23 protein-coding genes, 1 tRNA gene and 1 pseudogene are annotated in these 23,784 nt (G+C 35.9%); 23 read left to right on the top strand and 2 right to left on the bottom strand.

Annotated features, from left to right (window positions below; all coding sequences use genetic code 11):
* Positions 1-9 precede the first annotated feature (9 nt).
* From F5ESL0228_RS01430 to F5ESL0228_RS01500, 15 genes and pseudogenes are all read left to right on the top strand, one after another.
* On the top strand, positions 10-1,416 hold the full coding sequence (locus F5ESL0228_RS01430) for a zinc ribbon domain-containing protein (RefSeq protein WP_122022646.1): 1,407 nt from the start codon (positions 10-12) through the stop codon (positions 1,414-1,416).
* A 295-nt stretch (positions 1,417-1,711) separates the two neighbouring features.
* Positions 1,712-2,640 (top strand): annotated as a pseudogene (locus tag F5ESL0228_RS01435) (phosphate/phosphite/phosphonate ABC transporter substrate-binding protein).
* A gap of 337 nt (positions 2,641-2,977) precedes the next feature.
* Positions 2,978-3,733 (top strand): DeoR/GlpR family DNA-binding transcription regulator, encoded by a 756-nt coding sequence (locus tag F5ESL0228_RS01440; protein ID WP_122017777.1) that lies wholly within the window; start codon positions 2,978-2,980, stop codon positions 3,731-3,733.
* A 23-nt stretch (positions 3,734-3,756) separates the two neighbouring features.
* Entirely contained in the window at positions 3,757-4,185 is a 429-nt protein-coding gene (gene lacA / locus F5ESL0228_RS01445; RefSeq protein WP_122021299.1) for a galactose-6-phosphate isomerase subunit LacA, read from the top strand.
* Positions 4,186-4,198: 13 nt separating this feature from the next.
* On the top strand, positions 4,199-4,774 hold the full coding sequence (gene lacB, locus F5ESL0228_RS01450) for a galactose-6-phosphate isomerase subunit LacB (RefSeq protein WP_122022647.1): 576 nt from the start codon (positions 4,199-4,201) through the stop codon (positions 4,772-4,774).
* A 260-nt stretch (positions 4,775-5,034) separates the two neighbouring features.
* Positions 5,035-5,520 carry a PTS sugar transporter subunit IIA gene (locus F5ESL0228_RS01455; protein WP_122017780.1) on the top strand — a complete coding sequence of 162 codons (486 nt, stop codon included), beginning with the start codon at positions 5,035-5,037 and terminating at the stop codon, positions 5,518-5,520.
* An 11-nt stretch (positions 5,521-5,531) separates the two neighbouring features.
* Positions 5,532-5,846, top strand: coding sequence for a PTS fructose transporter subunit IIB (locus tag F5ESL0228_RS01460; protein WP_122017781.1), 315 nt, complete (start codon positions 5,532-5,534; stop codon positions 5,844-5,846).
* Between the two features lie 22 nt (positions 5,847-5,868).
* Positions 5,869-7,287 carry a PTS galactitol transporter subunit IIC gene (locus F5ESL0228_RS01465; protein WP_122017782.1) on the top strand — a complete coding sequence of 473 codons (1,419 nt, stop codon included), beginning with the start codon at positions 5,869-5,871 and terminating at the stop codon, positions 7,285-7,287.
* 29 nt (positions 7,288-7,316) lie between these two features.
* Complete coding sequence (locus tag F5ESL0228_RS01470) at positions 7,317-7,553, top strand: hypothetical protein (protein WP_122017783.1); 237 nt, start codon at positions 7,317-7,319, stop codon at positions 7,551-7,553.
* Between the two features lie 203 nt (positions 7,554-7,756).
* Positions 7,757-8,473, top strand: coding sequence for a GntR family transcriptional regulator (locus tag F5ESL0228_RS01475; protein ID WP_122017784.1), 717 nt, complete (start codon positions 7,757-7,759; stop codon positions 8,471-8,473).
* Between the two features lie 23 nt (positions 8,474-8,496).
* Positions 8,497-9,660: an SIS domain-containing protein gene (locus F5ESL0228_RS01480; protein WP_122017785.1), complete on the top strand. Its 1,164-nt coding sequence runs from the start codon at positions 8,497-8,499 to the stop codon at positions 9,658-9,660.
* 165 nt (positions 9,661-9,825) lie between these two features.
* Complete coding sequence (locus F5ESL0228_RS01485; protein ID WP_122022648.1) at positions 9,826-10,314, top strand: PTS sugar transporter subunit IIB; 489 nt, start codon at positions 9,826-9,828, stop codon at positions 10,312-10,314.
* A 10-nt stretch (positions 10,315-10,324) separates the two neighbouring features.
* The gene (locus F5ESL0228_RS01490; protein ID WP_122022649.1) at positions 10,325-11,242 is read left to right on the top strand and encodes a PTS sugar transporter subunit IIC; all 918 of its coding nucleotides are present in this window, start codon (positions 10,325-10,327) and stop codon (positions 11,240-11,242) included.
* Entirely contained in the window at positions 11,229-12,047 is an 819-nt protein-coding gene (locus F5ESL0228_RS01495; RefSeq protein ID WP_122017788.1) for a PTS system mannose/fructose/sorbose family transporter subunit IID, read from the top strand. The genes F5ESL0228_RS01490 and F5ESL0228_RS01495 overlap by 14 nt, the downstream gene beginning before the upstream one ends.
* A 22-nt stretch (positions 12,048-12,069) precedes the next feature.
* Positions 12,070-12,471 (top strand): PTS sugar transporter subunit IIA, encoded by a 402-nt coding sequence (locus tag F5ESL0228_RS01500; RefSeq protein WP_122022650.1) that lies wholly within the window; start codon positions 12,070-12,072, stop codon positions 12,469-12,471.
* Between the two features lie 60 nt (positions 12,472-12,531).
* On the opposite strand, the gene F5ESL0228_RS01505 is transcribed toward F5ESL0228_RS01500, so the two are convergent.
* Positions 12,532-14,550 carry a hypothetical protein gene (locus F5ESL0228_RS01505; protein WP_122022651.1) on the bottom strand — a complete coding sequence of 673 codons (2,019 nt, stop codon included), beginning with the start codon at positions 14,548-14,550 and terminating at the stop codon, positions 12,532-12,534.
* Positions 14,551-14,805: 255 nt separating this feature from the next.
* Between F5ESL0228_RS01505 and F5ESL0228_RS01510 the strand changes: the two genes are divergently transcribed.
* A complete protein-coding gene (locus F5ESL0228_RS01510) occupies positions 14,806-15,798 on the top strand; it encodes a tagatose 1,6-diphosphate aldolase (RefSeq protein WP_122017791.1) in 993 nt (330 codons plus the stop codon).
* 90 nt (positions 15,799-15,888) lie between these two features.
* Here the strand turns inward: F5ESL0228_RS01510 and F5ESL0228_RS01515 are convergent, their stop codons facing one another.
* Positions 15,889-16,650, bottom strand: a complete 762-nt coding sequence (locus F5ESL0228_RS01515) for a MurR/RpiR family transcriptional regulator (RefSeq protein ID WP_122017792.1) — start codon at positions 16,648-16,650, stop codon at positions 15,889-15,891.
* 121 nt (positions 16,651-16,771) lie between these two features.
* Here F5ESL0228_RS01515 and pfkB point away from each other — a divergent pair, with 121 nt between their 5' ends.
* From pfkB to F5ESL0228_RS01550, 7 genes are all read left to right on the top strand, one after another.
* Complete coding sequence (gene pfkB / locus F5ESL0228_RS01520; RefSeq protein ID WP_122022652.1) at positions 16,772-17,701, top strand: 1-phosphofructokinase; 930 nt, start codon at positions 16,772-16,774, stop codon at positions 17,699-17,701.
* A gap of 1 nt (position 17,702) precedes the next feature.
* A complete protein-coding gene (locus F5ESL0228_RS01525; protein WP_122022653.1) occupies positions 17,703-19,622 on the top strand; it encodes a fructose-specific PTS transporter subunit EIIC in 1,920 nt (639 codons plus the stop codon).
* Between the two features lie 643 nt (positions 19,623-20,265).
* Positions 20,266-20,904, top strand: coding sequence for a hypothetical protein (locus F5ESL0228_RS01530; protein WP_122017795.1), 639 nt, complete (start codon positions 20,266-20,268; stop codon positions 20,902-20,904).
* Between the two features lie 190 nt (positions 20,905-21,094).
* Positions 21,095-22,153, top strand: a complete 1,059-nt coding sequence (locus tag F5ESL0228_RS01535; protein WP_122022654.1) for an SEC10/PgrA surface exclusion domain-containing protein — start codon at positions 21,095-21,097, stop codon at positions 22,151-22,153.
* 61 nt (positions 22,154-22,214) lie between these two features.
* Positions 22,215-22,730: a GNAT family N-acetyltransferase gene (locus F5ESL0228_RS01540; RefSeq protein ID WP_122022655.1), complete on the top strand. Its 516-nt coding sequence runs from the start codon at positions 22,215-22,217 to the stop codon at positions 22,728-22,730.
* Positions 22,731-22,817: 87 nt separating this feature from the next.
* Positions 22,818-22,889, top strand: a tRNA-Gln gene (locus F5ESL0228_RS01545).
* A gap of 174 nt (positions 22,890-23,063) precedes the next feature.
* On the top strand, positions 23,064-23,768 hold the full coding sequence (locus F5ESL0228_RS01550) for a glycerophosphodiester phosphodiesterase family protein (protein WP_122022656.1): 705 nt from the start codon (positions 23,064-23,066) through the stop codon (positions 23,766-23,768).
* Positions 23,769-23,784 lie beyond the last annotated feature (16 nt).

Consider the following 23,784-nt stretch of genomic DNA (forward strand, 5'->3'; position numbering starts at 1 on the left):
TGATTTAAATTGAATGAAAGAAAATTTTGCCCTAATTGTGGCGCTAAAATAAAGGCTGATGCAACTTTTTGTCCGAGTTGCGGTACTAAATTAACTAAGCAAGAGCAGAGTAAGCAAGAATATCGGACAAAATCTTCGCAGGCGTCAGCGTCCAAAACTGTTCCAGTTAAGCAGCAAGTACAGGTTAGACAAAGACGCGTACCAATGAAGAAAAGGAATAAAATTATCCTTATTTCTTTACTCGTAATCGTGGCTTTGGGCGGGGCTTTTTATGCCTGGGGCTCTAACCACTACCAACGTAGTAACCAGGTCGCACAACTAACGGCTTACTTAAAAAATCCGCAACAAAATTTAGCCGACTATGCTATGGGCGACGATCCGGACATGCACGTAACTGCAGCTGCACTCAAGCCAACGCAGAAGTATTATGCCGAACACAGCAATGAGGCGGATAAAATAGCAGATGCACTTAAATATAGCGATAATTACAATAACGTTAAACTAGTTGAATCAGGCCATTATTTGTTGATTTTTCCTAAATATAAGTTGAAGTTTAAGACGTTTGCGCCACATATAGAGACCAATCACGCTAATTCAACTATTTTTGTTAATGGTAAAAAGATTGGCGGTGTTGATGGTAGTGGTGAAGATTACTATAAAAAAGTCACGCCACTATTTCCAGGTAAGTACCATATTGCGGTTAAGTCGATTGCTTCTGGGTATAAGTTGGCTGCTAATAAGAATGTTGACATTTTTTCTAACCAAGCAATCAATATGGACATCAAGACGGTCAACTTTATGATTAAGAGTATACCTAAAGCTACGGTTTATATTAATGATGAGCAAGTCGGCGTTCTCAATAACAATGGAACTAAGACCTTTAACGACTATCCAGTTATTAATGATATGAAAATCTACGTTGAGACTAAAGTTGACGGCAAAATGATTAGATCAGAAACGATTAATTATGATGACTTAGGTTTTGCGGATGATGATGACAGTGAAGATAATGTTGTCAAGCCAAGTTGGAAAGGGCTGATTGATAAGAAAGAAGCCGAACAAATCCTGGAAGATAATTTCAACTCACCAGATGAAGATAATTTTATCGGTGGTGCCGAAAATAAGAGCTACCAAGACTTGCACACGCAAAGTTCCAATTTTGCTGACGATGATGATATCATCGATACATCAATGGAGTGCAACGTTGTTTCTATCATGCCAGCACCAAACAATGGTAGTAGCGTAACTTACAAGATAACTTATACTTTTGAGCATGAAGATTTTGAACACAAGCAAGTTTTGCTATATACTGGTGGGCTTTTCCGCCATGTAGGTGATGATGATGACGATAATACCCAAAAGATAAAATCGATTGGCAACGGTAAAGTAATCAGCGACAAGAAGTACAACAATTAATGTTTTTATCAGAGCGAACTCATTTGAGCTTGTTTTTTGTTAATTATCTTTCGTAAACAAAATATTTGTGCTATTATTTTTCTTGGTTAAATGATAGTAGAAGGGAGTTAGTAAGATGAAAAATTTGGTCGGTTTAAAAACAATTTTTTCATTACTAACTTTTACTTTTATCCAAGTCATACAATCGTTTTTATTTTTAATTGTTGGATTCAATAAAAGACTTAATTTTTCACTTTCGTGTTAAACATTAAGTCTTTTTTATTGGTCAATTTTTTGCAAAGCTCGGGAGGAAATTATGTCAAAAATAAGAAAAGTGCTCGTCACTATAGTTGCGATGCTCAGCGTGGTTGCCTTAGCAGGTTGTTCGAATTCAAACAAGAAAGAGAACGCAAGTGGCACACCCAAGTCATTGAACGTTCAATTCGTGCCAAGTGTTGCAGCCGACAAGATGGAAGGTCAAGCTAAGCCACTTGCAAAAATGCTTTCAAAGCGCCTTGGTATTCCAGTTCATGTTACCGTGTCGACTGATTATAATACGGTCATCGAAGCAATGAAATCTAAAAGGTTGACGCAGGCTTCTTGCCAGCTGACGCTTATGTGCAAGCACATAAGCAAGGTGCAGCTGATGTTTTATTGCAATCAGAACGTTACGGCTTGAAGGCGCCCGAAGGTACTTGGACCAAGGAGTTAGTTCATACTTTGCGCTCAGAAATCTTAGTTAGAAAAGGTTCGCCAATCAAGAGCTGGAAAGATCTGAAGGGTAAATCAATTTCGATCCAAAATCCAACTTCGACTACAGGCTATATTTTCCCAGTAGCAGAATTGAAGCAAAAAGGATTTGACGTTAAGCGTAATTGTAAGTTGGTTACAGTTACTGGCCATGATCAAGGCGTGCTTAATGTCTTAAACAAGGATACCGATGCCGCGTTTGTTTTTGAAGATGCGCGTAACAACGTTTTGAAAGATAATCCAAAGATTAAATCGCAAGTTATTCCAATTTACTACACGCGTCCGGTTCCTAATGACACGATTTCTGTTGTACCAAGTATGTCTAAGGCTTTCCGTGAAAAATTAGCTAAGGCCTTCATCGCAATTAGCAAGTCAAAAGCCGGTAAAAAGGTGATCGAAAGCGTTTATAATCAAGAAGGTTATATTCGAGCTAAGGACAGTGACTATAATATTGTTCGTAAGTACCAAAAAATTGCCGAAGAAGTCAAAAAGTAGTTAGTTGTAAGTCGATTTAACGTGCGCAATATAAAGTAACTTCTAAAGTTAGTTTGGTGAAAACCAGGCTAGCTTTTTGTTTGCAAATTAATTTCGTGTGAGACCAATGTAAAATAAAATAGAGGTATTTTTTAATAAATATTCGTTTTTACTTGTTAAAAAGTTTGAAAATGCATTATATTTTTACTTAAGGTAAAAAAATTAAATAAATATAGCAATGACTTCTAATCTTCTTATATTATTCAAACATGTTCAAACATTGACAAACAAAATAGAACAATTATACTAAAAGATGAACTAAGTTAGTTGCTTAATCTAGTTTAAAAAGTAGGTAACCATGTTAAAAAGTGAAAGATTAAAGACGATTTTACAGATAGTAAACACGCAAAAGTTTGTAACAGTCGATGAATTGGCTCAAGCACTCAAGGTGTCTGATATGACAATCAGGCGGGATCTAAATGAATTGCATAAGTCCAACAAGATTATGCGTATTCACGGTGGCGCGCAGCTTTTGTCAGACCAAAGCCGTATTGAAAAAAGTTACAAACAAAAAAGAGAGATTCATAGTAAGGAAAAGATTGAAGTTGCCAAGCGCGCCTGCAATCTAATTCATGAAAATGATTCAATTTATGTTGGTCCGGGCACTACTTTAGAATTAATGGTTGCTAACCTTAAAGTTAAGCATCTCAGGATAGTGACTAATTCACTACCAGTTTTTGAAGTGGCTAAAAACAGTCCTAATAATTATGATCTGATCATGATTGGCGGTTCTTATCGGAGAATCAGTGGTGCTTTTTTAGGAGCTCTTGCTAATAGTGAACTTGCAACAATGTCTTTTTCTGTCGGCTTTGTAGGTGTTAATGGCATTAAAGATACTTCTATGACAACAGCTAACTTAGAAGAGGGTCAAACCGAAGGAATCGGATTGGATCATTCACAAATTAAATTGATAGTGGCTGATTATTCTAAATTAGATCACAGCGATTTTCATCAATTTTATGACTTGCGCAATGTTGATGGTTTGATTACTAATCGTGGTATCGATCCTGAATTGGAAAAACATTATAGTCAATTTACAACTATTTATAAGTAGTTGTTTTGAGAGGAGTTTTAGCTATGAAAGTTGTTATTGGTAGCGATCAGGCTGGCTTTGACTTAAAGGAAAAAGTCAAGCAGTACTTGGAGGATCACAATTATGAGGTCTTGGACGTTACAACAAAAGCAGCAGCAGATTTTGTTGAATCTAGTTTGCTCGTTACACGCGAAGTGCTGGATAATGGTATTAAAAAGGCCATCATGTTTGATGAATATGGTGTAGGCTCGGCAATGGCTTCTAACAAGGTCAAAGGGATGGTCACCGCAAATGTGAACGAGGAAAGAACCGCCCACATGACAGCGATGCACAACGGTGCCAAGGCTATCGCTTTGGGTAGTGGCATTGTTGGTGAAAAGTTAGCTTATTCGATCGTGCAACATTATCTTGATACTGATTATGCTGGCGGACGGCATCAGATTCGGCTAAACATGTTAGAAGAAATGATCTAAAGGAGGGCTAGAAATGTTAGATAATGATCGACCACAACCAGAATTTGTTGATCCTAAAATTGATAAGCATACGGTGATTGCCTTGGGTAATGATCATATTGTGACTGCAATTAAAATGGCTATTTCTGATCACCTTAAGGATGAGGGCTATCGTGTAATTGATGAAGGTACGCATGACAACACAAGAACTCACTATCCAATGTATGGTAAACGCGTAGCAGAAGATGTTGCTGATGGCCGCGCTGATCTTGGCATCGTTCTTTGCGGGACAGGCATCGGTATTTCAACGGCTGCTGATAAAAATGAGGGTATTCGAGCAGCGATGGTTGGCGACGCTACCCAAGCTGAATATGCCCGCCGTGAATTAAATGCAAATGTTATTGGCTTCGGCGGTATTGTGCTTGGACGTGATTTCATTTTTGATATTGTAGATTCATTTTTGAACGCTAAGTATGCTCCAACTGACGATAACCGCAAATTAATTACCAAAATTGATGGTATTGCAAAGCCAAATCCTGATCAAAAGGATAATGTTCACTTCTTTGATGAAGAAAATAAGAAGTGGGCCGAAGGCGTATACCACGACTAATAAAAGTAAATAAAAAACAAAATTTAATCGCACACAAAAGTCCATGGTCAAACAGAATCATGGGCTTTTTTAATTAAAGCGGTAAAGTTAAGCAAACCACTAACTCATGAAGTTTTTGACATTCTTATTTACTGAAATTTGTAAAATTTGTTGCAATTTTGAATCCGATTACATATAATAGCAATAGACAAGCAAACAAAATAAAACATTTTCAAACAAAAACGAAAGTGCTTGCCTAGTATGGAAAAGGAGTCTGAGCTGTGAAAGTAGATAGCTTGTTTTCACCAAAAGCTGTATTTGTCAGCGATGCGATTGATTCAACCGCGGTTTTAAAGGAAGTTTCAGAGAATTTGCTGCAACAAGATCTTGTTAAGGCTGATTTCTTTACTGAAATCGCCAAACGAGAGGCCGATTACCCGACTGGAATTGACACGTCACCGATTGCAAAAGAACTGCCTAATATTGCAGTACCGCACACTGAAGGGGAATTTGTTAATACGCGTTTAGTAATTCCGGTTGCCTTGAAGTCGACGGTTGGATTTAAAAATATGATTGCGCCTGATCAAGAATTACCAGTGAAATTCTTATTTATGATTTTAAATAATGATCCGGAAGGACAGGCAAATATCTTGGCACAAATCATGGACTTTCTTCGACTTACGTCTGTTTCAAAACTACAAGAGTTATTCAGTCTTACTGACCCTGATAAAATTTATCAGTTTTTAAGTGAGTATTTTAAGCAATAGGGGGTATTTTTATGAGTAGAGAAGTTAAATTTATTGCTGCATGTGGGGCAGGGGTTAACTCATCGCACCAAATTAAAGATGCAGTTGAGGAAGAAATGAAAAAGCGTGGCTATAACGTTAAGGTTGATGCTTACATGGTTAAAGATGTCAATGAGGAATTATTGTCACACTATGATGGCTACCTAACAATCGCCAAGACTGATCTTTCATTTACACCGAAGATTCCGCTGATTGATGCCGGTGCTATTTTGTACCGGATACCAACAATGGCCAAACCGGTTTATGACAATGTAGAAAAAGTAGTTAAGGAAATTAATGCAAAATAGTTTTATTTGAAAGGAACTAATAATGAACGGAATAATTAATTTCGCTAATTCACTTTTTAAACCACTGATTGATATGGGTGCAGCCACGATAATGCTAATCGTGTTAACACTTATTGCTTTACTCTTTCGGGTTAAATTTTCTAAAGCGCTCGAAGGTGGTATGAAATTAGCGATTGCGATTACGGCGATCGGTAATATTATGAATATGCTAACTACGGCATTTCAAAAACCAATGATGCAGTTTGTTAAGCACACTGGAATTCATATGGATATGCAGGATATGGGTTGGGCACCATTAGCAACAATTACTTGGGGTTCGCCTTATACCCTTTTTTACCTCTTAGTATTAATCATTTTGAACGTTGTTTTACTAGTAATGAACAAAACCAACACTTTGGATGTTGATATTTTTGACGTTTGGCATTTAGCCTTTATCGGTTTGTTCTGTGTTTATGTCGGAGCACCATTATGGCTTTCGACTCTACTGGTTATTTTTATTGGAACAATGAAGATCATCAACTCTGATTTGATGAAACCAACTTTCAATGACTTACTTGATGCGCCTGAAGGTAACCCAATGACGACCACGCACATGAATTATATGATGAACCCTATTATCATGGTCTTCAACAAGTTCTTTGATAAGTGTCTTCCGTGGCTTGATAAATTCGACTTTGACTCAACTAAGTTGAATGAAAAAATTGGTTTCTGGGGCAGCAGATTTGCCATTGGTGTTTACCTTGGTGTCTTTGTTTCCTTACTTGCAGGCAATAACTTTGCCACTGAACAGGGATGGAAAGATATGTTTACGCTATCCTTTGTTGGTGGTTCATGTATTGAACTCTTCTCCGTTATTGGCTCATGGTTTATTGCTTCGGTTGAGCCGCTATCACAAGGAATTGCAGACTTCGCCACCAAGAAATTTTCCGGCAGGACATTTAACATTGGTCTTGACTGGCCATTTCTTGCTGGTCGGTCTGAAATCTGGGCAGCTGCCAATGTCTTGGCACCAATTATGATGCTTGAAGCAATGGTTTTGCCTGGTAACAGATTAATGCCACTCGGTGGTATTATTGCCATGGGTGTAACGCCAGCTTTGTTAGTTGTTACTCGCGGTAAAATCATTCGGATGATTATTATCGGTACGGTTGAATTACCAATCTTCCTTTGGGCAGGTACAATGGTTGGTCCATTTGTTACCAACATGGCTCACTCAGTTGGTGCAGCAATTCCGGCCCACACATTGGTTTCTGATACCACGATGGAAGGCCCAGTTGAAAAATTCTTGGCTTATCTAGTTGGTAATGCATGGAAGCAACACGGTATGTTCATTGTTTATGCAATTGCCGCTTTGGCAGTTTATCTTCTATTATTCTGGTGGTATGCACGTGAAATGAAGAAGAGGAATATAGAATATGCCGCAGCTGAAAAGCATAGTTAATTACAATGATTCTGGTAAGGATGATTTGAATGAAAAAAGAAAAGGTTACACCAAAAGAAGTAGCTAGACGTAATGGACTTTTTATGTGGACTGTGTTTGTAATCGTAATTAATCTTGTGCAAGTACTTTTCAAAAATTGGTTAACCAGTTTAGTTGCAATGGTGGGAACAATTTATGCATTGTATCGGGTAGTCGTTTATGATAATCCAAAAAATCGCCTCAGCCAAAAGTATTACGATTGGCGCGGTAATAAAATAAATAAATAAAATCATAACGAAGGTCAGTAAGGTGAACAATCTTACTGGTCTTTTTTATGACTAAAATGTTGCGAATGCTGTCAAAAGTGAGTGCATTTCAGATAAGTACTGATGAAAAGATAAAATAAGCTAAAATCAGATTGCAATTAACCGCTTTCTTTGCTACACTCAAATCATAAGTGGTATCAACCAGTTAGAAAGGAAGAAAGACAATGCAAAAACCGCTTTATCAGCGGGTGATTACTGATTTAGAAAAACAAATCAAAAAGATGAAGCCAAATGCCCGCTTACCAAGTGAGCGTCAACTTTTAATTAAATACGGTATTAGTCGTAATACTATTAGATTAGCGTTGCAAAATCTAGAAGAGCGCGGATTAATTTATCGTCTTCATGGCAAAGGAACTTTTGTTGCGAGTGTCGTTCTTGATCAACCTAATATCGGCGGGATGTATTCTTTTTCTGAGGAATTGAAACGGGCTGGTCAAAAAGCCTCGACTCAGAATCGAAGTTTAGAATTAGTTACTCCGAATCAGCATATCATCGAACAACTGAATTTAACCGAAGATGAACAAGTTTATGAGTTGGTACGCATACGTTTAGCCAATAACCAGCCACGGATTTTTAGTAAAAGCTACTTACCAGCCAGGCTTTTTCCAGATCTTAAGATTACTGACCTGCAAGATCAGCAGCTGTACGGCGTTTTCAAACAAAAGTACAACCAAATTGGTGTAATGGCGTTTGAGGACGTGCAGGCTGTTAGTTTAAGCAAGCAAGAGGGTCAGTATTTAGATGAAAAAGCTGGTTTACCGTGTTTGAAAATTTTCCGTAAAACTATCAATGAAAAAAATATTCCGATCGAGTTTACGATATCACTAGCCCGCGGTGACAAGTTTATTTATCGTTCGCGCCAATACAATAAGTTATTTTGATTTTTAATAGAAGGGGAAAATAAATGTTTACTAAAACAGATGCAGAATTAGAACAAATGAATGCTAAAATCACGGCTCGTGAAATTGAGCAACAACCTAAATTATGGCTGGAAACATGGGAAATATACCAGGATAAAAAAGATGAAATCTCGGCTTTTTTAGCTAAAATTAACCAACAATGGAGTAAGGTACGGGTTATTTTCACTGGCGCTGGAACTAGTGCCTATGTTGGCAATACCGTGATGCCATACTTGCAAAAGCACGGCGATCGCAGCAAGTATAACTTCGAAGCTATCGATACCACTAAAATTGTATCTACGCCAGAAGATTACCTTGAACCAGAAACACCAACGATTTTAGTTTCGTTTGCACGCAGTGGTAATTCGCCTGAATCGGTGGCAACGGTTGAATTAGCCAAAAAAATGGTCAAGCACTTGTATCAAATTGCCATTACCTGTGCGCCTGCTGGCCAGTTAGCCCAAGACCTGATTGGTGATCCATGCGGACTAGTATTGCTAATGCCGGAAAAATCGCTCGACCAAGGCTTTGCGATGACCGGCTCATTTACGTGTATGAGTCTTGCAACCCTGCTCGTTTTTGACCAAATGGCTGATAAGCAAAAGGGTAAGATAATTGAACAGATTGCCCAAATGGGCGAAAGTGTCATTGAACGGGAAAGTGAAATACAAACGATCGTTGATACTAATTTTAACCGTATCACTTATATCGGAAGTGGTAGTCTTGGTGGCCTTGCCGAAGAAGCACGGCTGAAAATTTTGGAATTATCTGCTGGTAAAGTAGCTGCCCTCTTTGACACGTCAATGGGGCTTCGTCATGGTCCAAAGTCATTTTTGGACAAAAAGACAATTGTTTTTGATTTTGTCTCAAATAATTCTTATACCAGACAATACGACTTGGATATCTTAAATGAGATCAAAGATGATCAAATTGTGCCGCTTGTCATGGCAGTTGGTCAAGAAAAAGAGGGCCAAAACTTTGACGGACAATCATTCACTTTTGCTGAAAAAAATTTGCTACCCAATGCCTATTTGGCCTTGCCAGATATAATGTTTGGTCAGACGCTAGCACTGTTGACCTCAATTAAAGTGGGTAATAAGCCAGATACGCCATCGCCAACTGGCACAGTTAACCGAGTCGTTAAAGGGGTGACAATCCACCAATTTTAAAAGGCACTTGAATGAGTGATTGTAAGAATTTTTTAACCAGTAAAATGTTAAGACTTTAATTATTATAAATTATTTGTTGACAAAAACTGGTTGGTACCTTATTATGTAATTGTGAAAGCGCTTTATAATAATGTGAGGGTTTACTTAGTATAGATGGAGGTATATATGAATATTGTGGGTGCAAGAGTTGATGAGCGCTTGGTTCATGGTCAAGTAGCCAATCTTTGGACTCCTAAGTTGCAGGTAGAACGAATTATCGTTCTTGATGAAGCGGCGGCAAAGGATGACATTCAAAAAAGTGGTTTAAGAATGGCGACGCCAATGACAACTAGATTAAGCGTTTTACCAACTGTGGTTGCGGCGGATCATTTAAATAAGGATCGTTATGGTAATCAGCGAATTTTCATTGTTGCAAAAAAGCCACAAAAATTTCTCAATCTTCTTAACTTAGGTGTTAATCTTGAAACGATTAATGTTGGGAATATGTCTAAAAAAGAGGACACTACTGAGTTAACCAAACAGGTTAATATCAGTTCAAATGATGTTGAAATTTTTAAACAAATTGCCGCTAAAGGAGTAAATTTAATAGCTCAAGTTAATCCAAGCGTTGATGCGCATGATTTAATGAAAATGATTGATGAAAAAATGAAGTAGGAGGAAGAAAATGGTTTGGTGGCAAATATTACTGCTTACAATATACGCAGGTTTAGAAATTCTTGACGAGTTGCAGATTTATTCATCATTGAACACTCCTGTTGGTGCAGGTTTGATTGCAGGAATAATTATGGGCGATTTACAAACTGGATTAATCATTGGAGCATCAATGCAGTTAATGGTTTTAGGAGTAGGTACTTTTGGTGGTGCTTCAAAGATAGATGCAACAACAGGAACAGTTTTAGCGACTGCATTTTCAACTAGCGTTAAGGGCATGAGCCCCCAAACGGCTATTTCATCAATTGCAGTACCAGTTGCAGCAATTATGGTTGAGTTGGATGTTTTGGCAAGATTTGCTAATACATATTTTGCGCATAGAATTGACCATTTGATCGACCAGGATAAAATAAATTATAGTGCGGTTGAAAGAAATGTTTTATACGGTGCAATCCCATGGTCATTATCTCGTGCAGTACCAGTATTCATTGCCTTGGCGTTTGGACGTGGTTTAGTTCAAACAATTGCTAATGCACTAAATGGTGATTTAATGTGGTTAGGTACTGGGTTAACTGTTGCAGGTGCCACACTTCCAGCAGTTGGATTTGCGATATTGCTACGCTATCTTCCAGTTAAAAAGCATATTGCTTATTTAATACTAGGATTTACCATTACGACTTTGTTCTCTGTTATTTTCTCTAACATTCAAGCTTTAGGTGCTGGAGTTGCTGCTGCAAATAAATCATTCACTGCCACTTTCAATGGACTTCCAATGTTAGCAATAGCCATGATAGGATTAGCTTTAGCAATTCTGCACTATAAGAGTATTCCAATTAATAAAGCGGCTGCTAAGAATGTCGTGGCCTCAAGTGATAATGCAAGCTCAAAAATTGATGATAATAAAGGAGAGATCACTGATGACGAACTCTAAACCAAAGTATCAGTTAACGGATAAAGATTTTAAGCAAATTAACCGTAGGTCATTATTCGGTTTTCAGCTGGGATGGAATTATGAAAGAATGCAAAATAGTGGTTATTTGTACACAATTTTACCGCAGCTAAGAAAAATTTATGGTGATGATAGTCCAGAATTGAAAGAAATGATGAAAACTCATATGCAGTTCTTCAATACCTCTAACTTTTTTAATACAATTGTCACTGGTATTGATTTGGCTGTAGAAGAGAATGAAGGAATTGAGGGTAAGGATACAGTTACAAGTTTGAAAGTTGGATTGATGGGTCCGTTTGCTGCTATTGGGGACTCGATCTTTGCTTCCCTTGTTCCAACTATCTTTGGTGCTTTGGCAGCTTCAATGGCTGCGCAAGGCAATCCCATCGGTGTTGTTATCTGGGTAATTGCCAGTTTATTAATCTGTGTTTTCCGGTGGAAACAGCTACATTTTGCTTATGATAAGGGAGTATCCCTCGTTACTGATATGCGTGATAGTTTAAATGCTTTAACTGATTCTGCTACCGTATTGGGAGTATTTATGGTCGGTGCGCTAGTGGCTACAATGGTTAATATCAAGTTTGCTTGGGTGCCACAAATAGGCAAGGTTACCATGAATGTTCAAAATAATCTTGATATGATTATTCCGAAACTTTTGCCAGCGGCTGTGGTAGCCTTTGTATATTGGCTGCTTGGAAAGAAAGGGATGACTTCAACTAAGGCAATTTTAATTGTATTAGTACTTTGTGTCATTTTAGGCGGTATTGGTGTTATTGCAAAAATTTAATTATTAAGGAAAAAGAATATAAATGGCAAAAAATGAATTGATTTTAATTAGTCATGGAAACATGGCCGAGGGAGTAAAAGCTAGTGCTGAGTTAATTATGGGTGAACAAGAACATGTTCACGCTGTATGTTTACTTCCATCAGAAGGACCAGATAATTTTAAGCAAAAATTTGAAAAGGAAATTGCTGGTGTCAATCCAGAAAATATTACGGTATTTGCTGATTTAATGGGTGGTACACCAGCTAATGTGATTAGCCAGCTGATTATGGCTGGTGAACAGTTTCATTTGATTGCAGGAATGAATTTACCCCTAGTTATTGAATGGCTGAATAGCCAAATGAACGGTATGGATTCTGATTATATTACGGCTGGAAAAGCTGGTATGGTCGACATTTCCAAAATGTTAGCAAAAATGAAAAAATAAAAACTTAAATAAAAATAAAACCTGATTTGAAAAGAAAATCAGGTTTTATTTTTACACAAATTAGAACAATAATTGAATTGTTTCGAGTGGATTAAGTTTGGTGGAAATAGTAGCAATATTATTTTCGACTTTAATTGATAACATTTTACAAATAAAGGATTTTCCTTTTCGTTTAATAACGGTTACCTTATCTTTGGATAGAGGATGAGACAAGTGCCATCTGATTTCTTTGTAACTGTCCAAAGTAAAGTTAGCTAACCACGCAATTTTACCATCATCTTGAATATTTAATTTAACATTGGGCATATCAACCAAATAATCAACGGAATGAATCTGATTAATCATTTGCTGCAAAAGTTCTTGTTTATAAGTAGTATATTGAGATTCCCAACCGTATTTAGGATCTTGATCCATCGGTAAAATGATTGTTCTCTTGTTAACTATAGTCATAAAATTACCCAGTTTTTCTCCTACTGAGTTGTATGCATTAGAGCAGATTTCAACAGGAGAATTTTTTTCATAGTCAAGTTTTAAGTAATTACCAGTATGTTGAAGCATCGTGATTCGTGGATTGACAACATTATTAATTCGATATCCGTCTGCTTGTTCGTATGATTGATAAGCTGTTCTACATTTGTGCCATCTTGCTTTTTTAATATGTAATAAACTATTTAAGCCACGATCTAAAAGCACTTGTACGCTTTCGCCATCAAGTAAAACAAAGTTATTGCGTAATAGATCAGTAATTTTTTCATTAGAAAAGTTACGCAGCAGTTGTCCAGATATAGCAATAGTTTCATTATTTAGTTGACTTTCCGAATTAACGGTAGTGATTGTTGTGGCGAAACCAAAAGATCCAAGCAAACTGGCCCAATTTTTTTCATGGGGCAAAAGCTCAGTGATGTCCTTACCTGTTGGGGTTTGAAGACTGTAACTAGAATCTTGATCGACTAATACCTTAATGCCGCGTAAATGGTTTATGGACAAGCGGTTATTTGAAAGCTCAGTTATAAACGGCTTGATTTCAGATAGCATTTTAGCATAATGCCAAGAGGCGTTAATACCATTGCCCATCATATCAAATAGGTTGAGCAAAATACCTTTGCTACCCACTAAAATAGATGTGATAATCTGAAACTTTGTAAAAGATAGTGATTTAACTAGTGGTGAGTACATATAATTTTCTAATTCAGGATAAAGGTCAGTTTCTTCTCCTAAAAAAGCCGCAGTAATTCGAGTATATGCTTCAAAATCACGCCCATATTTTAATGGTGCTACTTCGTTATAAGCTGGCAGATGAGGACGAGCAATTGGAGTATGTCCTGAGCCAGCTTGTGTAATAAACAATTTTTGCCAATCGCGTCCTTCAACCGCGTGCCAGTCAGGATAGGAAGTCATTTGAGCCAAATCGGTTTCTGGACTAACTCTATGCACTGCCTGTTCAATTAAATGTTCATTTTCAATCATTTCTTGGCGAGCTTGGTCAAGATAAACTTGTCGCTCTTTGGTAACTTTTCCTGGTTGGAGAAGTTTTTTAACGAAATCTGTGCGTGATTCTGTAAAACCTAATCTCTGTTTGTATAACTTCATATGGTATGGACAAAAGCACATCAAACCGAGTGGTGAATGATTGTAATGACGAAAATCGTCTTCAAGCCAAAGACGATGGGGATGGATACTGGCATATTGAGCGTAAATTTTACAAATATATTTGCGCCAATGGGGATCAGCAGGACAAGCCATATCTTTTGCTTTATTACCATTAAGATCAACAAAAGTCTTGAATCCAATTGTTGGATTGACTTGATAACCTCTATCTGAATGCATAATTGTAGTCCAAGGATTTAAACTAGTTGTGACGCCTAATCTCGTTAACTCTTTTTGCATAGGTTTAATTGCATCAAGCCATACTTGAGTCTCATTTGTAGTTAGGTGACTATGGTTCAACTCTTCTCCATTAATAAAAAACGCAACATCATCAATTTTTGCTTTTTTAACAAAATTTAGTAACTTTTGCCTTTTTTCTGATGTATTTGTTTGTGGATCCAACATGTATCTTAGCGTATAGGTAAATGTCATAAGAAACACCTCAATATCGTTTGTGTTAACTTTTTATTAGTTAAATTCTAACACAAAATAAATATTCAAGTCTTGTCAATTTTAGGAATAAAAATGTTGAAATTCAAATAGATTAGATACAGTATTGAGTAAAGTTTTTCTAAAATAATAAATCATCTGTAAAGCTTTACACAAAGATTGGTACCGCTTTTAAAGCTAGTAATTTGAGTATATAATAATTGTGTGCGATTAAAAAATTATCAAAGGAGATATATAATGAGAACAATTACTTCTACTGTTGCTAAGCATATGGCTAATTTATCAACTGAAGATGGTGTAATTAGTGCCTTAGCTATTGATCAACGGGGATCACTAAAAAAAATGTTGGCTGCTGCTGCTAATAAGCCAGCAGATGAAACAACAATTATTGATTTTAAAAAGGCAGTTTCAAGTGAATTAACGCCTTATGCTTCTTCAATATTGACAGATCCTGAGTATGGTCTTCCGGCTACTAAAGTTAGAGATAAGAATTGTGGATTGCTTTTATCATATGAAAAGACTGGATATGACACTACTGAACCTGGTAGAATGCCAGATTTAATTGCCAACCAGTCAGGGCTGCGCATAAAAAATGAAGACGGCGATGCTATAAAGTTCTTGGTTTATTACGATCCTGATGAGGGTGCGGAAATTAATGACAAGAAGAAAGCATTCGTTGAAAGAGTTGGTGCAGAAGCTAAGGCCAACGAATTGCCATTATTTTTGGAATTATTAACTTATGATTCCAAGATTACTGATGCTAAGAGTGAAGATTTTGCTAAAGTTAAGGCTGCTAAAGTTATTGCAACCATGCAAGAATTTTCAAAACCTCAATATAATGTGACAGTTTTAAAGGTAGAAATTCCCTTTAATCTTAAGTATGTTGAAGGCTTTAATGGCGATAACAACGTTATTTATACTCAAGATGAAGCTAAAAAATTATTGAAAAAACAATCCGAAGCAACCGATCTACCTTATATCTTCTTATCAGCTGGTGTGACAAGCGAAGAGTTTATTGCTGAGATTAAAATGGCTGAGGATGTGGGAGCAAAATTTAATGGTGTTCTTTGCGGCCGAGCTACGTGGAAACCAGCAATTAAACCATTTGCAGGCGAAAGTGAAGAAGCAGGGCGCAAATGGCTTGCAACTAAAGGCAAAGAAAATATTGAAAATTTAAACAAAGCACTCAAAGGAGCAAAGTCTTGGCATGATAAGTTAGAAGTTGAATAATGTTATAAAAGCTTCTAGTTAAGAACAGATATTTTGAAATTTACTATATAAATTACTAGCACGAAGTTATTTAAATAACTTCGTGTTTTTTTATTTGTTTTTATAAAAGTCAGTTCTAACAGAATAGGCGTCACTAAAAATACGTGTCATAATTTGCAAAGGTAAACGTGAACGCACCTCATATTCAGGAAAGTAATTTGTTTTTGACATATATCCGATAAATGACAGGGTGGAATAAGGCATGATACTTCCAGCTGGATTGGTAGTAAAAGTTAAAATTGGTATTTCATTTTTATTCAAAATGGCTGCTGCCGCAACTAATTCTTCGGTTTCGCCATTTAGGGTAATAAAAATGGCAAGTGCATTAGGCTTAATTTTACTAGCCATAGTTTTAATAATATTTGGGTCAGAATGAAATTCGCAATATTTCCCAGTTAACTGCAACTTAACCATTAATTCATTGGCAATTGATTCTGAGAGACCGCGAGCAAAAATAAAGACAATTTTTGCTTGTTTAGTCAATGAAATACTGTCTTCAATTGTGCTATAGCTGAGATTATGGAGAGTATTGTTCATCTCAATTTCGTTTTTAGTAATAACATGACGGATTTTATCGTCAGCGTCATTTAAGACGCTAAAGGCAGAGTTTGATTTACTCTTTAGTTTCAAAGATTCACGGTAAGAAGTATAACCGCTATAACCCATTTTTTGCATTGTGCGTACGATTGTAGCAGTAGATACATTTGCGAATTGACTTAATTTAACTATTGACATTTTTGCAATTTGTTCAGGATTATTTTCGACAATATTCCATAAGTGAAGTTCAGCAGAACTGAGTTCTTTAGTTGGCATTGATTTACCTCATTTGTAAAACTTTTTCTGTTTATTATAGTAAACGCTATCATTTAAGAAAATCGTTACACTAAATTATCTTTATAATAAAGCAAAAGGCAAGAAAAAGGAGAAGAGAGCTTTGATTTATACAATAACTTTAAATCCTGCAATTGATTTAGTAATTGTGACAAGGAAGTTAAAACCTCAAGTTGTTAATCGAACAGAAAAATTCGAGTTACAACCTAATGGTAAAGGGGTTAATGTTTCATTTGTTTTGAAAAAGTTGGGTATCACTAGTGTTGCTACTGGTATTGGCGGTGGTTTTACATTGGATTATATCGTTTCTGGATTAAAAGAAAAAGGTATACAAACTAATTTTTTTAAAGTTAAGGAACCAACTAGAGTTAATGTTTTTACAAATGTCATTGACGAAAATACTGAATATAAAGAGGTAAATCCGGGACCTGTAATTAATCAAACCGTTCAGGATAAATTTTTGCAGTATCTAACCACTAATTTAGTAACTAATGATATTGTAGTGATTTCTGGAAGTTTTTCCAAGGGAATTAAACCCAATATTTTGGTTGAGATTGCTAAAATTGCTAAGAATAAGAAAGCTAAGTTGGTTATCGATAGTAGTTACCCGGCAATTCTTGATACTTTGCCATTTCAGCCATTTTTGCTAAAACCGAATGATGCAGAATTGGCAAAACTTTTTAACTGCAAAGAAAAATTAACTAAAAAGAAGATCGTAGAATTGTCACAAAAATTATTGGCGGGTGGTTGCAAAAATGTTTTGGTTTCTTTAGGGGCGCGAGGAGCAGCATTGATTAATAATAATCATATTTTATTTGCCAATGCGCCCAAAATCAAAGTAGTCAATTCAGCTTGTGCAGGCGATACAATGTTGGGAACTTTTATTGCTCTATTAGAAAAAAACAAACCAGTTGAAGAAGCTTTAAAGATGGCGGTGGCGGCAGGTAGCGACACTGCAAGCAGAATTGGCTTAACTGAGTTTGATTTAGATGAATTATTACCACAGATTTCAGTAAAAGAAGGGATGAATTAATATGACAAAATATGATTTGGTAGGTGCAACAGGTTGTGCTACTGGTGTTGCGCATACTTTTATGGCCGAAGAGGCCTTGGAAAAGGCCGCAAAAAAGCTTGGCTATACGATCAAAATTGAAACTCATGGACAAACTGGGGTTGAAAATCATTTGACAGCTGAAGAAATAAGAGAAGCTAAAGCTGTAATTGTTGCGTCTGATATAGATGTTGATACTGATCGTTTTGCAGGTAAAAAATTAGTTGTGGTTCCTGTGGCTCATGGATTAAAGGCACCCGAAAAGTTGATCAATCGTGCATTGAATGCTCCTATTTATAAAGAAGGTCAAAATTCGGGTAATTCTGATATGATTAGTGAAAATAACCAAAGTGTAGGAAACAAATTGTATACATCACTAATGAATGGTGTATCGCATATGTTGCCATTTGTTGTTGCAGGCGGTGTTTTGATCGCAATTTCCTTCTTCTGGGGAATTAATTCGGCTGATCCTAAGAGCAGTGAATACAATCAATTTGCGGCCATGCTAAACACGGTTGGTAGTACGACCATGAATTTGATGGCTCCGGTCTTAGGAGCATATATTGCAGAAGCATTGGCTCAACGAACAGGTTTTGTTGTCGGATTAGCTGCTGGTTTTATTACTTTTAATGGTGGTGGTGGATTTCTGGGCGCCATTGTTGGTGGCTATTTAGCAACAATTGTAGTTTGGGGATTACAAAAATTATTTAAACCATTACCAGATGATAAATTTCGCGGCTTAAAATCAATTTTCCTATTTCCAGTTCTAGGAGTTTTAATCACTGGTTCTATCATGTATTTATTAAATACACCGATTAAAGCGATTAATGTAGGTATGATGACATGGCTCAAGGGTTTTGAAAACACTAATCCGATTTTACTTGGAATCATTGTCGGAATAATGTGCGCATCTGATTTCGGTGGACCAATTAATAAAGCTGCCTATGTAACGGGAACTGTTTTACTTGCACAAGGTAATTATTACTTCATGGCTGGTGTTTCTGCTGCATGTATTGCCCCACCACTAGCCACAGGATTTGCTGTTTTAATGAATCCTAAAGCATATTCTAAGAGTGAAAAAGCTGCTGGTTATGTTAATTTCCTACTTGGTTCAACCCATATTACGGAAGGAGCTATTCCGTTCGCTGCTAAACATCCTTTATGGAATATTCCCGCATTTATGATTGGTTCAGCTGTAGCTTCTGTTCTTACCTATATTTCCAGGATAAGTGTGCCTGCACCTCATGGCGGTTTTATCGTTTTACCATTAGTTAATAAACCACTTTTATGGGTTTTGTGGATTGTAATAGGCTCAATTATCTCCGGTGCTTTATTGGCATTGATTGCTTCTCGTTTTGCCAAAAAGGATGCAATATCCACTGAAAATGTTGTGATACCTACTTCTTCCAAAATAAAAAATGAAACAACAGCAACAAATGAGAAAACATTTGATCCGAGTGATATCTTAGAAATAAGAAATATTAAAACAGATGTTGATATATCAACTCGTGATGAGGCTTTAAAATATTTAGCTAATTTTGCAGTTAACAATAATTTAGCTAATGATAGTGAAAAAGTTTATGCTAGTTACACTAACCGTGAACAAGAAGGTTCGACGGGTATGACAGATGGTTTTGCAATTCCGCACGCTCAATCAGCTGCAATTGAAAAATCAGCAATGCTAATTCTTAAATTAAAGCATCCAATAGACTGGCAATCATTGGATGGGCATAAAATTGATACGGTAATTTCATTTTTAATTCCACAAGTTGACAGTAATGAGCACCTAAAATATTTGTCAAATACGGCCAAATTGCTAACACATAAAGATTTTATTACTAAGCTAAAGGCTGCTAATACGTCTCAAGATATTTTTAACTTATTTAAAAATACTAAATTTTAATTGATCACATGCTAAAAAGCGGTTAAAGGAATAATTTTCCTTTAGCCGCTTTTCCACATTTTTTGTTTTAGTGTATTTACAATAAAAAATAAGTGCTCTCATGTTAAACAATAAAATTTTGAGAAACTCTTACTCTTCTACTTTTTTAGCATTATCCAGTGCCTTCATAATTGAAAGATTCTTAGTATGACAATCTTTGATCATTTGCCAGTCTTTTTCATCCAACTTAACGAGATATTTACTCATTATTCTCATCCTTTCAGTAAAACTTTTAGCTTAACTATAGCACTTTAAATAAAAAACAACGATAGTTTTGTAAAGGTATTTTTCAATTGTGTTGCAAAAATAGTTACCTTCATGCCAAATTGCTTAATGCAAATATGAGTCTTTAGACTAAGAAATTGTATCTCAAATCATTGTTCTTGTGCGTTTTTGCTTAAAAAGATGCTTATAAATTAAATGTTACAAATGTGACAAGAATTTTTAACAGAGTAATCTTTTCTTAAAGCGGGAGTGATAGTTCTGTTATTGTTCTGCAATTAAAACACTGTAATATATAGACAATCAAATTGATAAGTAGATTTTTATTTTTCAATTTGATGGGAATAGTATAGATATGAAACTTTATAAGGAGAGAATTTTTTTGAAGGTAAAATCGATCTTAGTTAAATCAGCAGCAGTAGCAGCATTATCCGCTTCAGGCGTTGCTGTGATGAACAGTGCAAAAACAAACACAGTTCACGCAGCTATCGTTGAAAATGATGCAGCAGTTGTAACTGTAAATTATGTCGAGGGAAATCAAATTCGTGTATGGAACAGTTATGAGGAACCTGAAGCTACTGGACAAGTTTTACCAAGTAATTCTTCTTGGAAAGTCATTAAAACTGCTTATGATCAGTATGGTCATAAGTGGTATGACTTGGGCAAGAACCAATGGGTAAAGGCAAAGTATGTTAACCAAGGATATTACCCAGCACAAACTCAAACGCAATCTCAAGAAGTAGTTGCAAGTGGCAATGCAGATAATAGTAGTGTTAACTATACCGCAGTTGCATCTGATTCAGAATCCAGTGCTAAAGCTTGGATTGCTAACCGCGAATCTAGTGGCTCATACAGTGCACAAAATGGCCAATACATCGGTAAGTATCAATTATCATCATCTTACTTAAATGGAGATTATTCCGCAGCTAATCAAGAACGTGTAGCTGATAATTACGTGGCAAGTCGCTATGGCTCATGGGTAGCAGCTAAACAATTTTGGCAAGCTAATGGCTGGTATTAATCATATTTCCATTTCGTTTTAAATAAATAATATATAAGTAGGCACTAGTCGCTAAAACTGGTGCCTTTTTTGTAAAAATAATTATATTTTAAACTGCGTAAATTAATTGCTATTAATAGTAATTAAGTTTTAAAATTGTCTATAAAGTTATAAACGTCAATTAAATGAAAGATATTCTTGGAGAAGATAAATGAATAAAAGCAAAATAATGCTTGCAATAACCAATGTTTTCTTATGTATGACTATTTTGCAAATCATGGTGAATCAATCACAACAGGTACATGCTGTAACAGTTAAAGGATATGTTGTAGTTAAATCCAAGAAGAAACCACGACTATATAATGAATCGGGAAAGATTACTGGTTCTTATGCTAGTGCTAAAACATCTTATCCGTATAGTATTAAAAAGAGAATTGGTAAGAAAAAAATTCTCGCATACAAGATTGGTAATAATTCTCATTGGATTTTAGCAAAAGATGTAAAGCAAAAAAGAAAACAAAGTTCACCGATTTATATTAAAGCTAAGTTGAATTTACCTTCCGGATATACTAAGGCGGAAGTATTGCGAGCATATCAAGGAAAGCCAAGTAAAGCTTTTATTAATGCATCAATGCGAGGAATGAAAGTTAATGACTTCAGCCGCGTTAAGTCGAGTGAATCAAAGACAGATGATTTGATACAAGTGAATTTGGATGCAATAACTTCTGATCAAATCAAAAGTTTAACTGAGTTTAGCTTGCGTCTAATCAATGATGCTAGAAGCGACTTGGGGCTTATGCCTTGGGTTAATAGTATAGGAACATCTAAATTAGCTCAAGATATTGCCGTTGAGTATGCTAGAAATAATCAAACTATTAGAAATAGTCACTATATTCCTGGGATTGTTCGAGCCTGTAAAACTAACGGACTGAATTTGGATAATAATTATGTTGAAGACATGGCTGGATTTTACAATCCTACCCAAACTATGACAATGACGCAACTTAAAAAAAGTATCTATTTTGGCCTGAAACAAATGCTGTTCGGATATACTGGTAGTGGAGAAGATGGTCGCAATAATCGTAATTATTATCAGGAATGGGACCATGCTGGTGACTTATTAAATACGCAAGGCTCATTACATGATGGCGATTATAATTATTTTGGCTTCAGTATTTCACATACTAGTAATATTTGTTCTTTGCACTTCATTAGTGTGCCGACTTATGTAGTAAAAAGCAAAAAGTATAATATTGGATTTCAACCATAATACTTTAAAGTAATCTAATAAGTTAGTTTTATTTTTGTTCTTAAAAAGTGAGGACAGGACAATGGCAATATATATTAGACTGGCTGAAACTAAAGATTTGGCAAAAATTATGAATATTATCACTGATGCCAAGAAATTGTTAAAGAATGATGGTAATCCACAATGGCAAAACGGTCGTCCTAATCAAGCAATAATAAATGAAGATATTATCAAAAAACAGGCATACTGTTTAATAAATGATTCTCAAATTGTGGGTGTAGCAATTCTGCAATGCGGAATTGAGCCGACTTATCAACAGATTGAAGGTTCTTGGCGAATCACGAATGCTCCATATGCGACCATCCATAGGGTAGCAATTTTATCTGTCTTTCGAGGACAACAATTAGGGAAAATTTTGATATCAAATCTGATTTCACGTGGTATGTTGTTAGGAATACATAACTTTCGAATAGATACTCATGCTTCTAATTTGAGGATGCAGGGATTAATTAAGGCAACAGGATTTGAGTATCGTGGTATCATTCATGTCGATAGCGGCCAAGATGGTATGCGCTATGCTTACGAGCTTAATTTATAACTTTAAAAAAATAAATTTTTTCTTGACTCGCAGTCAACAATTTTCTATACTAATAATGTTGAGCGATGAGGAAAAGCTCAGTTTGATTGGGTTATAGCCAAGCGGTAAGGCACTAGTTTTTGGTACTAGTATGCGCTGGTTCGAATCCAGCTAACCCAATTGTTCATACGAACACCCAACCCAGAAAGAAGCAGTCGTTTGACTGTTTTTTTTTTATCAAAAAAATTAAAAATATTTTTGCTTTTAGGTATCAAATTTGTACTAAAAGGTTTAACATTATCCATTGTACTTCTATATTAAAAACTAATTATTTGAGGTTCAAAATATATAAAAATGGAAAAAGTCAAAAATAAAACAATTGTCTTTGGTCACCGTGGTTATCCAGCCAAGTTTGCTGAAAATTCGCTTGCTGGTTTTGCTGATGCTGTTAAAAATGGTGCCGATGGTATTGAATTTGATGTACAACTAACTAAAGATATGATCCCTGTGATTATGCATGATGAGCGTGTTGATCGCACTACCGATGGAATAGGTTATCTTAAAGATTTCACTTTAAAAGAATTGCGTCAATTGCATTTGGCAAATGGTGAGCCAGTTCCATTGCTACAAGAAGTATTTAAATTAGTTAATAATCGAGATATTGTTATTAACCTTGAATTCAAAACTGGTGTTATTCACTATTCAGGAATTGAAGAAATTGTATTAAATTTGGCCAAAAAATACAGTTTTAATCATCCCATTATCTATTCTTCCTTTGATTACGTTACGCTGAAAAACTGTCAGGAAATTGATCCTAATCAAATTTATTGTTATTTAACTGATGAAGAGGTCGCTAATCCCGCCAAATTAATTGCGGATAATCATTTTGCAGGTATTCATCCTAAGCAATTATTACCTACAACAAAGGCGATTTCACAACGTATTTGGACGGTGGATGATCCAAAAGTTGCTCAAAAGTGTTTTGAGTCTCATGTAGCTGGGATTTTTACGGATAATTATCCTTTGATGACCAAAATAAGGAATCAGGTACAGGATTAAAAACTAATTTTATTTA

Origin of the sequence: Lactobacillus sp. ESL0228, assembly GCF_003692825.1 — a bacterium.
GTDB lineage: Bacteria > Bacillota > Bacilli > Lactobacillales > Lactobacillaceae > Lactobacillus.